Here is a 12734-nt window from a genome sequence, read left to right as displayed (position 1 = left end):
CTGAATTTCCAAGATCTCCAGGGAGGATCGAGGCTCATGGACTCGAAGATCATCAACCGGCGCGACCTCGACTTCATGCTCTACGACATGCTCGACGTCGAAAGCCTGACCACCCGGCCGCGCTTCGCCGACCATAGCCGCGACACCTTCGATGCGGCGATCGACCTGTCGATGAAGATCGCGACCGATCACTACCTGCCGCATCTGCGCAAGAACGACACCAACGAGCCGCGCTTCGAGAACGGCCGGGTGGTGATGATCCCCGAGGTGAAGGCCGCCGTCGATCAGTTCATCGAGGCCGGATTGCTGGCGGCGGGACAGGAAGAGGAATGGGGCGGCATGCAGCTGCCCACCACCGTCGCCCATGCCTGCTATGCCCTGTTCGACGGCGCCAACGTCGCCACCGCTTCCTACACTTTCCTGACCATCGGCGCCTCGAACCTGATCAAGAGCTTCGGCTCCGACGCGCAGCGCGAACGCTATCTGCGGCCGATGCTGGCCGGGCGCTTCTTCGGCACCATGGCCCTGACCGAGCCCCAGGCCGGATCGGGCCTGGCCGACGTCCGCACCCGCGCCGTGCCGCAGGACGACGGCACCTACAGGATCACCGGCAACAAGATCTTCATCTCGGCCGGCGATCACGAGCTGTCCGAGAACATCATCCACATGGTGCTGGCCCGGATCGAGGGCGCGCCGGCGGGCGTGAAGGGCATCTCGCTGTTCATCGTGCCCAAGGTGCTGGTCAACGAGGACGGCAGCCTGGGCGCACGCAACGACGTGGCGCTGGGCGGGCTGATCCACAAGATGGGCTGGCGCGGCACCACCTCCACCATGCTGAATTTCGGCGAGAACGGCGGCGCGGTCGGCTATCTGGTGGGCGAGCCCCACAAGGGCCTCAGCTACATGTTCCAGATGATGAACGAGGCGCGGATCGGCGTCGGCCGCTGCGCCGTGATGCTGGGCTATGCCGGCTATCTCCACTCGCTGGACTATGCCCGCAACCGCCCGCAGGGACGACTGCCCACCGACAAGGACCCCGCCAGCCCGCAGGTGCCGATCGTCAATCATGCCGATGTGAAGCGCATGCTGCTGGCCCAGAAGGCCGCGGTCGAAGGCGGGCTGGCGCTCACCCTCAGCTGCGCCCGGCTGGTCGATGAACAGGAAACCGGCGAGACCGAGGCCGCCCGCGCCGAGGCGCAGCTGCTGCTCGACATCCTGACCCCGATCGCCAAGGCCTGGCCGTCGGATTACTGCCTGGAAGCCAATGTCCATGCCATTCAGATCCATGGCGGCTATGGCTTCACCCGGGAATACCAGGTCGAGCAGTATTACCGCGACAACCGGCTGAACCCGATCCATGAAGGCACCAACGGCATCCAGGCGATCGACCTTCTGGGCCGCAAGGTGACGATGATGAACGGTGCCGCCCTGCAGGCGCTTGGCAAGCGCTACGCCCAGGCGATCACCGAGGCCCGCGCCTCGGGCGACGACCGGGTGCTGTGGCTGGCCGACCGGTTCGAAGAGGCGGTCGCACGTCTGCGCAAGACCACCGAAACCCTGGTACCGATGGGGGCGGAAGGCAAGGTGGAGCTGTTCCTCGCCAATGCCACGGCCTATCTGCACCAGTTCGGCCATACCGTGCTGGCCTGGATCTGGCTGCGCCAGGCGACCACCGCCGCCCGGCTTGCAGCTGCGGCCCCGCATGACGCGGAGCGGGCCTTCCTGGACGGCAAATTCGCGGCCGCCCGGTACTTCTATGTCTGGGAACTGCCCAAGACCGCGGTCTGGGCCGGGATCCTGGAATCGAAGGACGACACCCTGCTCGCCACCGCCGACGCCTCGTTCTGAGGCGCCGGCGGCGCGGAAAACCGACCGACAAGAAGACGCTCCACGGAAGGAAACGCCACCATGACCACCCGCATCGGCGTCGTCGGCGCCGGCATGATGGGCTCTGAGATCGCCCTGATCTTCGCGCTGGCCGGCAATGACGTGCTGCTGACCGATCAGAATGTCGAGGCGGCCCGGGCCGCGATCGGCCGACTCGAGGGCGTGCTCGACCGCGGCATCGGCCGCGGGCTGTTCTCGGAGACCGACAAGGGCCGCGCCCTCGGCCATCTTCGCGCGGCGGAAAGCCTTGAGGCCTTCGCCGATCGCGAACTGGTCGTGGAGGCGGTGTTCGAGGATCAGGAGATCAAGCAGGCGGTGTTCCGCCGCCTCGACGGCATTCTGGGGGCGGAGGCGATCATCGCCAGCAACACCTCGACCATCCCGATCTCGACGCTCGCCTCGGCGGTCTCGGCCGGTCGGCAGACCCGGTTCCTGGGCACGCATTTCTTCTCGCCCGTGCACCGCATGAAGCTGGTCGAGGTGATCCCCGGCTTCGACACCACCGACGAGGTGATCACGCGGGTGATGGATCTCTGCCGGGATGCCGGCAAGGAACCGATCCGGGTCAAGGACGTGCCCGGCTTCGCGGTCAACCGTGTGCTCCACGCCTTCCTGATCGAAGCGGTGAAGCTGGTCGAGGAAGGTGTCGCCACCCCGGAGGACATCGACAAGGCCTGCCGGCTGGGCCTGGGTCACCCCATGGGGCCGTTCGAGCTGATGGACGTGGTGACCAACAGCCTCAGCCTTCAGGCGCAGGAAATCATGCACGACGCCTATGGCGAGCGCTTCCGCCCGGCCTCGTTGCTCAAGCAGAAAGTGGCGGCCGGCCATGTCGGGCGGAAGGCGGGGCGCGGCTGGAAGGTCTATCCGAAAGCATAGTGGGCACCTGCGGATGGATGCGACCGGACACATCGGCTAGACTGTCCGCGAACGGGTTCACGCGGGGGAGACGGGATGGCCGGTCGGCGAGGGACGATCATCCTCGTGGCATCCATCGCCGCACTTGCGGCTCTGGGCGTCGGAGCCTGGCGCTATGGCCCGGTCCTGGCCGTCGACCTCGCGGCAGATGCACTCACCCGCCGCGGTCTCGGGCCGGTAACGGTGGCCGATCGCCATTTCGCCGATGGTGCACTGGTTCTGGACGACGTGACGCTCGGCGCCCCCGCCGACGGCAGTTCAGCGGCCTCGGGCGCCCATGCCCGCCGGATCACCCTCGCCTTCACACTCGATGCGCTTCTCGACGGCCGGCTGGCGGATCTCAGGATCGACGGTCTGACGCTGCGGCTGGTCGACGGGCAGCCCGGGCCCTTCGCGCCGCTTCTTCAGCCTGCCTCCGCCGCGGAGGAGACCACGCCCGCTCCGCTGACCCTGCCGGTCGACGGGGCCACGATCGACGATGTCGACGCAGCCTGGCTCGCAGCCGACGGCACGCCCCTGCTCCGCTTCCAGGGCAGCGCCGGCGCCGACCGCCTGTCCTCCGATCCGGACATCACCCTCACCGGCCGGCTCGCTTGGTCGACGGCGGACGGTGCCACCGACGCCGCTGCCGATCTGGCCCTGTCCGCCCGGCTGTCGCGTGCAGACGGCCGCGAACGCATCGAACTGGGCGGCGATGTGGCGCCGGCCGGCGGCGGCCCCGGCTGGCATGTGGATCGCGACCGGCCCGTTCCGGTCGCCTTCACCCTGACCCGCAGCCTGGTCGATGGCGGCGTGCGGATCGACCTTGCCGACTGTCTCAACCTCCCGGCCCTGACCCTGGACGCAGGAGAGACAACGCTTCGCCTGAGCGAGGGACGGCTCTGCCCCGTAGAAGGCCAGCCGCTGCTCGACCTGACCGACGGTGCCAGATCGGTCCAGGGCGTGCTCGCCGGGGCCCGGATCGACGGGGACGAAGTGACCGGCCGGCTGCCGACCATCACGCTGGCCGGCGACCCGCTGGACGGCCCCCTGCAGATGACCGCGTCGGACGGGGATCTCCGGCTGCCGGCCGCCGATCTCGCGATTTCGGGGCTGACGGTCGAAGCCGGCATCGAAGCGCCGGATGCGCCGGATCCGGTGGTCACCATCGGCCGGCTGTCCGCCCGCCTGACGGACATCGCTACGCCGCTGCGCTTCGCGCCCCTCGACATCGCGCTCTCGGGCCGGGCTGCCGCCCAGGGCATCGAACTGGCGGGTGAGGTGCATGATCCGCGGCAGCGGGCCCGGGCCGATATCACCCTCTCCCACGACCCCGCCAGCGGGCGCGGCACGGCCCTGGTCAGACTGCCCGCCGTCACCTGGGCGCGCGAGCGGCTGCAACCGGCCGATCTGGTGCCGGCGGCGGGCGGCATCGTCACCGGTGTCGCCGGCCAGACGGCCGCCACCGCCACGATCCGCTGGGGCGGCGGCCCGCTGCGGCTGCGGCTGGTGGCGAGCCTCGCCAATGCGGGCTTCACCGCCGAGGCGGCGACCATCTCGGGCCTGACCGGCCAGCTGGTGCTGACGGGCCCCGATCCCTGGGTCACCGACGGGCCGCAGACGCTCGACATCGGCCGGATCGAGGCGGGGCTGCCCCTGACCGACGGCCGGATGACCGCGATCCTGACCCCCACCACCTTCGATGTCGTCAACGCGGAATGGCCCTTCGCCGGCGGCCGCTTGTCGGTGGAACCGGTACGGGTACCGCTGGGCGCGGGCGACCGGCGGGTGATCCTGCGGGCCGAGAACCTGGAACTCGGCCTGCTCGCCGCCTTTGCCGACGAACCGGCGCTGAATGCCGATGGCCGCATTTCCGGCTTCGTACCGGTGGTTCTGGGGGAAGAGGGCATTCGCATCGACCATGCCGAATTCACCGGCCAGGCCGGCCGGCTGAGCTGGGCATCGGATACGGCCGAGGCCGCGGCCGGCAGCGCGGGCGAAGGCGCCGACCTGCTGGCGCGTGCGCTGGAAGACTTCCGCATGCGGCATCTGCGCCTCCCCCTCGACGGCCCGCTGGAGGGTGAGCTGACCGCGGGATTGTCGCTCGCGGGATCGAGCCCGGCGGTGTATGACGGGTATCCGATGGAGATCAACCTCGACGTCCGCGGGCCGCTCGCCCAGCTGCTCTCCGTCGAAGGGCGGCTGTTCGATTCCGGTGCGGAGGGTTTCGGCCAGTCCCTCGTGAAAGAGCAGTCGCGGATGAAGAGCCGGTCGCCCGAATAGCGACCCGATACCGCAGGCCGGGGAGGACAGGAATGGCCGGACCGATACGTTTGCTGCCGCTGGCCGGCATTCTGGTGCTGCTGGCGGCCTGCCAGCCGACCGTGAGGGTCGAGGCGCCCGAGAAGCCGATCGTCATCAACGTCAACGTCAAGATCGAGCACGAGGTCCGGGTCCGGGTCGAAAAGGACATCGAGGATCTGCTCGCCGAAGAGCCGGAGCTGTTCTGATGCCGACCCTGCCCGCCCGTCGCCGCACCGCCGCCCGGTTCCTCGCCGTTCTGCTGGCCGCCGCCCTGCCCGCCGCCGCCGTCCTGCCATTGGCCCAGCCCCGCGCCGCCATGGCCCAGGAAGCCGGCCTCGATGCGCTGAAGGCGCAGGGGCTGGTCGGCGAGCGCTTTGACGGCTATGTGGGTGCCGTAAAGTCCCGGACCGATGCCGCCACGCAGCAGGTGATCGACCGGATCAACCTGCAGCGGAAGGACCGCTATCGGGCCATCGCCGCCAGGCGCGGCGCCTCGCTCTCGGCCGTCGAACGCATCGCCGGCGCGCAGGTGATCGAGCGCGCCCCGTCCGGAACCTGGGTGATGCCGGAAGGCAGCGGCTGGGTGCAGAAGCCCTGAGGCCACGCCCCGGCGGGCGGAAGCCTTGCCGGCCCGGGGCAGACGCGGCAGGATCTGCAGGCCCCGACAGGCCATGGAACGAGCCTCGGGGCCAACCGGAGGACTCGCCCGATGCTCGACGCTCCCCGCCCCGACGAAACCATTGCCGGATGGCGCGCCCGCTTTCGCTGGCAGATCCCGGCGCGGCTGAACATCGCCGCCCAGACCGCGGGCCGCTGGGCGCATGAGGCGCCGGATCGCACGGCCCTGATCCATGTCGAGGAAGACGGCAGCCGCAAGGTCTTCAGTTTTGCCGACATCGACCGGCTGGCGGGGCGTCTGGCCGCCGGGCTTCTGCATCTGGGGGTCGGGCGCGGCGACCGGGTGGGGATCTGCCTGTCGCAGAGCCCCGAAGCGGCGCTGGCCCATATGGCGATCTACCGGATCGGCGCCATCGCCCTGCCGCTCTTCACACTCTTCGGCCCGGAAGCGCTCGCCTATCGCCTGGCCGACAGCGGCACCCGCGCGGTGATCGTCGATCCCGGCCGGCTGGATGCCGTGATGTCGGTGCAGACCGACTGTCCGGATCTTGCCCGGGTGATCGTGACCGGCCCCGAGCCGGTGCCGGCCGGCACCATCGCCTTCGACCGGCTGATCCGCGATGCCACCGGCACTCCGCCCGCGATCCTCGACACCGCGGCCGATGATCCCGCCGTGATCATCTATACCTCGGGCACCACCGGCAATCCCAAGGGTGCACTGCATGCCCACCGGGTGCTGTCGGGCCATCTGCCGGGCGTGCAGATGCCGCACGACTTCCCGCCCCGGCCGGACGACTTGTTCTGGACACCGGCCGACTGGGCCTGGATCGGCGGGCTGTTCGACGTCCTGCTGCCGGCCTGGGCCATGGGGATCGGCGTTGTTTCGCAGCGCATGCGCAAATTCGACCCCGAAGCCGCCCTCCGGCTGATGGCGACGGAGCGGGTGCGCAACACCTTCCTGCCGCCGACCGCGCTGAAACTGATGCGTGGCGTGCCCCGCGACCGGGTGCCCGCCGATCTGGCGCTCCGCTCCGTCGGCAGTGGCGGCGAAAGCCTCGGGTCCGAGCTGCTCGACTGGGGGCGCGAGGTTCTGGGCGTGCCGATCAACGAATTCTACGGCCAGACCGAATGCAATCTGACCGTGTCCTGCAACCAGCGGATCGAACCCTCGCCCCCAGGCGCCATGGGCCGCGCCGTGCCCGGCCACGAGGTGCTGATCGTCGACGAGGCGGGCCAGACCGTGCCCGATGGCGAGACCGGCGAAATCGCGGTCAGTGCCCCCGACCCGGTGATGTTCCTGCGCTACTGGAACAACCCTGCGGCCACCGAGGCCAAGTTCCGCAATGGCCGGCTGCTGACCGGCGATATGGGCCGGCGCGACGCCGACGGTCTGTTCCACTTCATGGGTCGGGCCGACGACGTGATCACCAGCGGCGGCTACCGCATCGGCCCGGCCGAGATCGAAGACTGCCTGATCCGCCATCCGGCGGTGGCCATGGCCGCCGTGATCGGCAAGCCCGATCCGGTGCGCACCGAGATCGTGAAGGCCTTCGTGGTTACGGCCCCAGGGGTTGAGCCGTCGGACGATCTGGCCCGCGCGCTGGGTGCCCATGTTCGCGACCGGCTGGCGGCCCATGAATACCCGCGCGAGATCGCCTTCGTTACGGAACTGCCGATGACCGCAACCGGGAAGATCATGCGGCGCGTTCTGAAGCAACGCGAGGCGACAATAGGCGATTGACAATCATTCTCAGCATTGCCACTCTATCCATGCGAACGGTTCGCAGTGGCGGCGAAGCGCCCCTTCCCGCCACTGCAACCAGCCCCCGGATCGGAGTGCGGCTCAGCATGTATGTCTGCATCTGCAACGGATTGACGGAACGGCGTGTGCGCGAGGCTGCGGCCGGTGCGCGGAGTGTCTCGGGCGTCTACCGCGCCCTCGGGACCCGGCCGCAATGCGGCAAATGCATCGACTGCGTCCGGGCCATGCTGCCCGGCTGCGGCAGCACCGGTGCCGAGGCGGCAAATGCGGCGGTTCCGGCGTCGATCCGCGCCTGACAGTCAGTCTCAGGCTTCGATCGCGCAGTTGCGACGCAAACTCAAGAAAAGCTCGAAGCTGCGACGCAAACTCAAGTAATTCCACGACTTTTTGAAGAATTCCAGCCTGTCCGCACTGGCCGCGGGACAGAGTTGTGGCTATAGTCTCGTTCAAAGCCGGCGCCTTCCCCTGCAGCCGGCATCGGGTCACGAGAACGAGGACGAGACGGCCATGAAGGGCGATCCCAAGATCATCAAGCACCTCAACACGGTGCTGAAGAACGAGCTCACCGCCATCAACCAGTATTTCCTTCATGCCCGGATGCTGAAGGACTGGGGCTATCGCAAGCTCGGTCACGTCGAGTACCACGAGTCGATCGACGAGATGAAGCATGCCGACAAGGTGATTGAGCGGATCCTGTTCCTGGAAGGTCTGCCCAACCTTCAGGATCTGGGCAAGCTGCACATCGGTGAGACCGTGCCCGAAATGCTCCAGGCCGATCTGGATCTGGAGATGAAGGCCGTCGTCGATCTGCGCGTCGCCATCGCCGATTGCGAGACCAAGGCCGATTTCGTCACGCGCGATCTGCTGCGCGAGATTCTGAAGAGCGAGGAAGAGCATATCGACTGGCTGGAGACCCAGCTGGGCCTGGTCGATCAGCTCGGCCTGCAGAACTATCTCCAGACCGCGGCCGGCGAGATCGAGGAGCCCTGATCCGGGCCGCCCCGACAGAGTTGACCAACGGAAGGGCCGGCAGTTTTCACTGCCGGCCCTTCTGCTTGAAGCCTTGCCGGTAATCCCGCTGGTTCATCCCTGCGGATCCACCCACCGGCCCTCGTTGACCATCGCGATGGCACGGTCGGTCTCGGCCTCGATCTCGCGCAGGCGCGCGGCGCGGCGGTTCAGGTCGTCGGCAATCCCGCCCAGCCGCTCGACATGTCGGGCCAGCTGGCCGCGCTGATCGTCGAGGCGCCGGTGCTGATGATCCAGCGCCCCACGCGCGGCCGCAAGATCCGCACCGGCGGCATCGATCGCCTCCAGCGCCCGCGACAGCCGGTCGACCGCACGCTGCCGGCGATCGAACGCAACCACCACCGGTACAGCCCCACGCACCGCATCCTTCGGCGGCATCGGCACGCGCTCGCTGCGATGCCGGCCGAGTTCAACGATCTTCGCGCCATCCTCGGTCATGTGGGGCCTCCCATTCCGGTGGATCTGCCGGCCCCGGATGTGGAAGGGCCCATTCATATAGAGGTGGGGCGACGGCTGTGTAAGGGAAAGGCGCGATTGACGGGAAAGAAACAGGGAAATATCCGCGCCTGACGACATCCTCCCTCCGCCTTCCCCCCGGGCGTCAGGCGCTGCGCAGACGATCCAGGAAGCCGCTCATCGACCCGTCGAGATTACGGGAGGCCGCGCCCAATGCGTCGGCCGCATGCCGCACCTGATCTGCCCCTTCCGACGTGCGGCGGCTGGCATCGGCGACATCGGCGATCGATGTCGACACCTCGCGGGACCCGGCACTCAGCTCGGCCACGCTGCGGGCGATCTCCTGGGTGGAGCTGCCCTGCTGCTCGACGGCGGCCGCGATGGCACTCGCAATCTCGTTCAGCCGCAGGATCGTGTCGCGCACGTCGCGGATCGCCTGGACCGCCTCTCCGGTGCGGTTCTGGATCGCCTCCACCCGCTGGCTGATCCGACCGGTCGCCTTGGCGGTTTCGGCCGCCAGGGTCTTCACCTCGCCCGCCACCACGGCGAAGCCCTTGCCGGCCTCGCCGGCACGCGCCGCCTCGATGGTCGCATTAAGCGCCAGCAGATTGGTCTGGCCGGCGATCTCGCCGATCAGCCGCACCACCTCGCTGATCTCCTCGCTGGCCTTGCCCAGCTCCTCGACCGTGGTGTCGGTGCGCTCCACCTGGGCGACCGCGCCCCGGGCGATGGTGGATGCCTCCTGGACCTGATTACCGATCTCGGCAACCGCGCCTGAGAGCTGACGGGTGGCATCGGAGACCGTCTCGGCATTGCGTTCCGCCTCTTCGCTGGCCGCAGCGACGGTCTGGGCACGTTCGTCACCCCGGGCCGCAGCGGCGGTCAGTTCCGACGAACTGGCCCCCAGGGCCGAAACCGCTTCTGCCAGCTGGTCGACGACGCCCTTGACCTCGGCCTCGAAAGTGGCCGCCAGGTTGAGCATTTCCCTGCGCCGGATCTCCCGCTGCCGTTCTTCCTCTGCCGCGGCGCGCGCCTTGGCCGCCTCGACCTCGGCGGTGGTGTCGCGGAAGACCTGCAGGGCCTCGGTCATCCGGCCGATCTCGTCGCCCCCCGCCGGCGGCAGTTCCACCGTCAGATCGCCGGCCGCCACCGACCGCATCGCCCGCTCCAGACGCCGCAACCGGCCGATGACCCGCCGGCCGACATAGCCGAGCGCGATCAGCAGCGAGACCGCGACACTTGCACCGGCCAGCGCGAGCAGAACCGTCCGGCTGCGGGTCAGGTCTTCGGTCGTGCGGCTGCGGACCTCGGCGATGGCGCCCGAGGTCTGGAAGACCAGCCCGTCGACATCTTCCGCCAGCAGCTGGCCGGCCTCACGGGCGGCCTGCAGACGCTGGTCGACCTGGGTCAGCGCCGTGATTTCCGCCACGCGCATCTCGAAGACATTGTTTTTGTCGCCGGGCGTCGCCGCCTGGGAGAAGCGTGTCACCGCCTCGAGCAGGGGGCCCTTGTTCACCCGCTCGTCCAGGGCCTTGGTGTCGCGATCGAGCGCATAGGCGGCCGCCTGAAGCCGCTGACGCAGCCGTTCCAGATGTGTGGCGTTGGTGATGGTCGCGGTCTCGGCAACGATGCCCTGGGCGGCCGCGATGTCACCGCGCAGCTGGATGCTGAGCTGAAGGGCCGGCAGCTGCCGGCTGGTCAGATCATAGACCGCCTCCTGCAGCATGCCGAACTCGAACATGCCGGCGGTCGCCTCCGCCTTGTTGCGGAAGTCCTGGGAGATCCGCTGCGCCCCGGGAGAGATGGCCGCCAGATAGGTGTCGCGTGCACCGGCCAGGTCGCGGATGGCGGCCTCCCGCCGGGCGGTCAGCGCATAGCGCTCTTCCACCGCCTTGAGCAGTTCATCGAGCCGGGCGATCAGGGCGTCGACATCCTCGCCGACCATGCCGACCAGGCCGGCATCCAGCCCGGCCGATTGCAGGGCGGCAAGATCGCCGCGCATGCCGCCGATCGCGGAGGTGATCGCCTGGCGTTCCTTGTCGAGCGCCTCGGCCGAGCCGGCACTGGCGACAGCCGGGGCCGAGGCCGCCAGCACCTCCGCCTGCCGGGCAAGACGCAGTGCCGCGGTCAGCGGCCGCACGCCCTGTTCCTGCACCTCCTCGAAGCCACGCTCCACCCGACCGTAAGAGATCCAGGCGACACCGCTCGCCACGACGGCCAGGATCGACACCACCGCAAAGGCCAGGAACAGCTTCGGCCCAAGCCCGATCCGGCCCAGCCGCCCGGGGCGCCGGACGTCCCGGCCGCGGGGCCTCTCGGCCCGCCGGCGACGGAAACGTCGGCGACGGCCGGTTTCCGGTGCCGGCGTGGTCGTGACATCGGCTCCCGCACCGGTGGCCTGCTGGTCATGCTCGCTCATGTCGTCCCAACCTCCCCTGATCGTTCTTCTTTGTCGTTTCCGCGTCCTGCCCGCGGCATGCGGCGGTCGGAGCCCCCCCGGCCCGGCCGTCGCATGGATCTTCATGACAACATCATTAAAGGATGAAACTTATCGGTCCGTTAACGCCACACGATGATCAGCCGTCGCCGAGGTCGGCCACAGCAGAGAAAAGCGCGGCGCGCAGGCGGCCGGCATCGCCCTCGACCATCCAGACGACCCGCGATCCGACACCGACGCCGAGGCCCGTATCGAAAGAGGCGAGCGTCTGCCCCCGCGCCGGCCCGTGGAGGACGACCCGCAATCGCCCCGGTACCGCCCTGACGGCCCCCGGCGCCAGCAGGTCGGCGATGACGCAAGGGTCGTGCAGAGGTGCCTCGTCGGCGGGCGCGCCGCCCATGCCGGGCAGCGGCGCCACGCGGTGCCGGTCGAGATAGGCCCCCAGCATGCCGGCGACGGCCCGCCCCGCCCGGCTGTCGAGGGCGGCATATCGGGCAATCTCGGCACGATCGGCGGTGACGGTATGGGTGAGCGTCAGCCCGTAAACGTAGAACGGCACGCCGTCGGCACCGGCCGCATCCAGGGTGGCCGCCACCCGTTCCAGCGCCTCGGGATCGACATAGGCGTTGAATTCGGCCGCAGGGGTGATGTTGCCGCGCCCGGCACTGCCGATCATGGCGCGCACCTCCAGCAGCCCGTCTGCGATGTCGGGCGCCATGATCAGCGCCGGCGCCAGATTTGTCAGCGGCCCCAGCGTCACCAGCCGGACCCGGCGGCCCTCTGCCGCCGCCCGCCGCAGCCGGTCGATCAGAAAGGTCACCGCATGGATCGGTTCCGCCTCTCCCTGCGGCTCGGGCAGGCCGGCGCCGTCCAGACCGTCGGCACCGTGGACGTCGGCGGCGTCGGTCAGGGCGCCGATCATCGGCCCGGGGCAGCCGGCATAGACCGGAAGCGCTGCGGCATCCAGCCCGGCCGCCTCGCGGATCCGCAGCGCATTGCGCCGGGTGTGACGGAGCGCGACATTGCCCGCGACCACCGTCACCGCCTCGAGGCCGCTGAGGTGCCGGGCACCGATCGCCGCGAACAGGGCATGGGCGTCGTCAACGCCCGGGTCGCAGTCGATGATGGTGGGCGGCACGGCGACAGCGGTCATGGGCACGGCTTTCAAATGGCGTTCGGGGCCGACAGAGTGACATGCCCGATACCCGGGGGGGAAGAGGTCCGATACACGATATGGACGCCACGCGATATGGACGCGGCGGTTTCAACAGGTCAGGATGGTGAAAACACCCCGGGCCCGCCGGCTGATGCGGGGCACATCCCGGACCAGAAGGATGCGGAGTT

At 69.1% G+C, this 12734-nt stretch carries 11 protein-coding genes; 8 read left to right on the top strand and 3 right to left on the bottom strand.

The window, feature by feature from the left end; all coding sequences use genetic code 11:
• The first annotated feature begins 36 nt into the window (after nt 1–36).
• The 8 genes from CMO28_RS00300 to bfr all read left to right on the top strand — a co-directional run bounded on the left by CMO28_RS00300 (nt 37) and on the right by bfr (nt 8458).
• On the top strand, nt 37–1848 hold the full coding sequence (locus CMO28_RS00300; RefSeq protein ID WP_296707953.1) for an acyl-CoA dehydrogenase: 1812 nt from the start codon (nt 37–39) through the stop codon (nt 1846–1848).
• A gap of 60 nt (nt 1849–1908) precedes the next feature.
• Nucleotides 1909–2766 (top strand): 3-hydroxyacyl-CoA dehydrogenase family protein, encoded by an 858-nt coding sequence (locus tag CMO28_RS00295; RefSeq protein ID WP_296707951.1) that lies wholly within the window; start codon nt 1909–1911, stop codon nt 2764–2766.
• Nucleotides 2767–2871: 105 nt separating this feature from the next.
• Nucleotides 2872–5067: an intermembrane phospholipid transport protein YdbH family protein gene (locus CMO28_RS00290; RefSeq protein WP_296707948.1), complete on the top strand. Its 2196-nt coding sequence runs from the start codon at nt 2872–2874 to the stop codon at nt 5065–5067.
• A 32-nt stretch (nt 5068–5099) separates the two neighbouring features.
• A complete protein-coding gene (locus CMO28_RS00285; protein ID WP_014744143.1) occupies nt 5100–5294 on the top strand; it encodes a YnbE family lipoprotein in 195 nt (64 codons plus the stop codon).
• A complete protein-coding gene (locus tag CMO28_RS00280) occupies nt 5294–5686 on the top strand; it encodes a YdbL family protein (protein WP_296707944.1) in 393 nt (130 codons plus the stop codon). The genes CMO28_RS00285 and CMO28_RS00280 overlap by 1 nt, the downstream gene beginning before the upstream one ends.
• A gap of 111 nt (nt 5687–5797) precedes the next feature.
• Nucleotides 5798–7447 carry an acyl-CoA synthetase gene (locus CMO28_RS00275; RefSeq protein ID WP_296707942.1) on the top strand — a complete coding sequence of 550 codons (1650 nt, stop codon included), beginning with the start codon at nt 5798–5800 and terminating at the stop codon, nt 7445–7447.
• 107 nt (nt 7448–7554) lie between these two features.
• A complete protein-coding gene (locus CMO28_RS00270) occupies nt 7555–7764 on the top strand; it encodes a (2Fe-2S)-binding protein (protein WP_014744140.1) in 210 nt (69 codons plus the stop codon).
• Nucleotides 7765–7975: 211 nt separating this feature from the next.
• Nucleotides 7976–8458 carry a bacterioferritin gene (gene bfr, locus CMO28_RS00265; protein ID WP_296707934.1) on the top strand — a complete coding sequence of 161 codons (483 nt, stop codon included), beginning with the start codon at nt 7976–7978 and terminating at the stop codon, nt 8456–8458.
• A gap of 93 nt (nt 8459–8551) precedes the next feature.
• Here bfr and CMO28_RS00260 read toward each other — a convergent pair whose 3' ends face one another.
• The 3 genes from CMO28_RS00260 to CMO28_RS00250 form a co-directional block, all read right to left on the bottom strand.
• Nucleotides 8552–8935: a hypothetical protein gene (locus CMO28_RS00260; RefSeq protein WP_296707931.1), complete on the bottom strand. Its 384-nt coding sequence runs from the start codon at nt 8933–8935 to the stop codon at nt 8552–8554.
• A 163-nt stretch (nt 8936–9098) separates the two neighbouring features.
• Nucleotides 9099–11372, bottom strand: a complete 2274-nt coding sequence (locus CMO28_RS00255) for a methyl-accepting chemotaxis protein (RefSeq protein WP_296707929.1) — start codon at nt 11370–11372, stop codon at nt 9099–9101.
• A gap of 157 nt (nt 11373–11529) precedes the next feature.
• A complete protein-coding gene (locus tag CMO28_RS00250) occupies nt 11530–12543 on the bottom strand; it encodes a nucleoside hydrolase (protein WP_296707926.1) in 1014 nt (337 codons plus the stop codon).
• Nucleotides 12544–12734 lie beyond the last annotated feature (191 nt).

Source organism: Tistrella sp. (assembly GCF_002684955.1).
Classification (GTDB): domain Bacteria; phylum Pseudomonadota; class Alphaproteobacteria; order Tistrellales; family Tistrellaceae; genus Tistrella; species Tistrella mobilis.
The sequence above is the reverse complement of the archived record's forward strand: the minus strand, read 5'-3'. Positions and strand labels throughout refer to the sequence as shown.

Bases quoted from the DNA above. Each gene is read 5' to 3' on its own strand.
- CMO28_RS00300 (WP_296707953.1), top strand. From the start codon at position 37: ATGGACTCGAAGATCATCAACCGGCGCGACCTCGACTTCATGCTCTAC.
- CMO28_RS00295 (WP_296707951.1), top strand. From the start codon at position 1,909: ATGACCACCCGCATCGGCGTCGTCGGCGCCGGCATGATGGGCTCTGAG.
- CMO28_RS00285 (WP_014744143.1), top strand. From the start codon at position 5,100: ATGGCCGGACCGATACGTTTGCTGCCGCTGGCCGGCATTCTGGTGCTG.
- CMO28_RS00280 (WP_296707944.1), top strand. From the start codon at position 5,294: ATGCCGACCCTGCCCGCCCGTCGCCGCACCGCCGCCCGGTTCCTCGCC.
- CMO28_RS00275 (WP_296707942.1), top strand. From the start codon at position 5,798: ATGCTCGACGCTCCCCGCCCCGACGAAACCATTGCCGGATGGCGCGCC.
- CMO28_RS00270 (WP_014744140.1), top strand. From the start codon at position 7,555: ATGTATGTCTGCATCTGCAACGGATTGACGGAACGGCGTGTGCGCGAG.
- bfr (WP_296707934.1), top strand. From the start codon at position 7,976: ATGAAGGGCGATCCCAAGATCATCAAGCACCTCAACACGGTGCTGAAG.
- CMO28_RS00260 (WP_296707931.1), bottom strand. From the start codon at position 8,935: ATGACCGAGGATGGCGCGAAGATCGTTGAACTCGGCCGGCATCGCAGC.
- CMO28_RS00255 (WP_296707929.1), bottom strand. From the start codon at position 11,372: ATGAGCGAGCATGACCAGCAGGCCACCGGTGCGGGAGCCGATGTCACG.
- CMO28_RS00250 (WP_296707926.1), bottom strand. From the start codon at position 12,543: ATGACCGCTGTCGCCGTGCCGCCCACCATCATCGACTGCGACCCGGGC.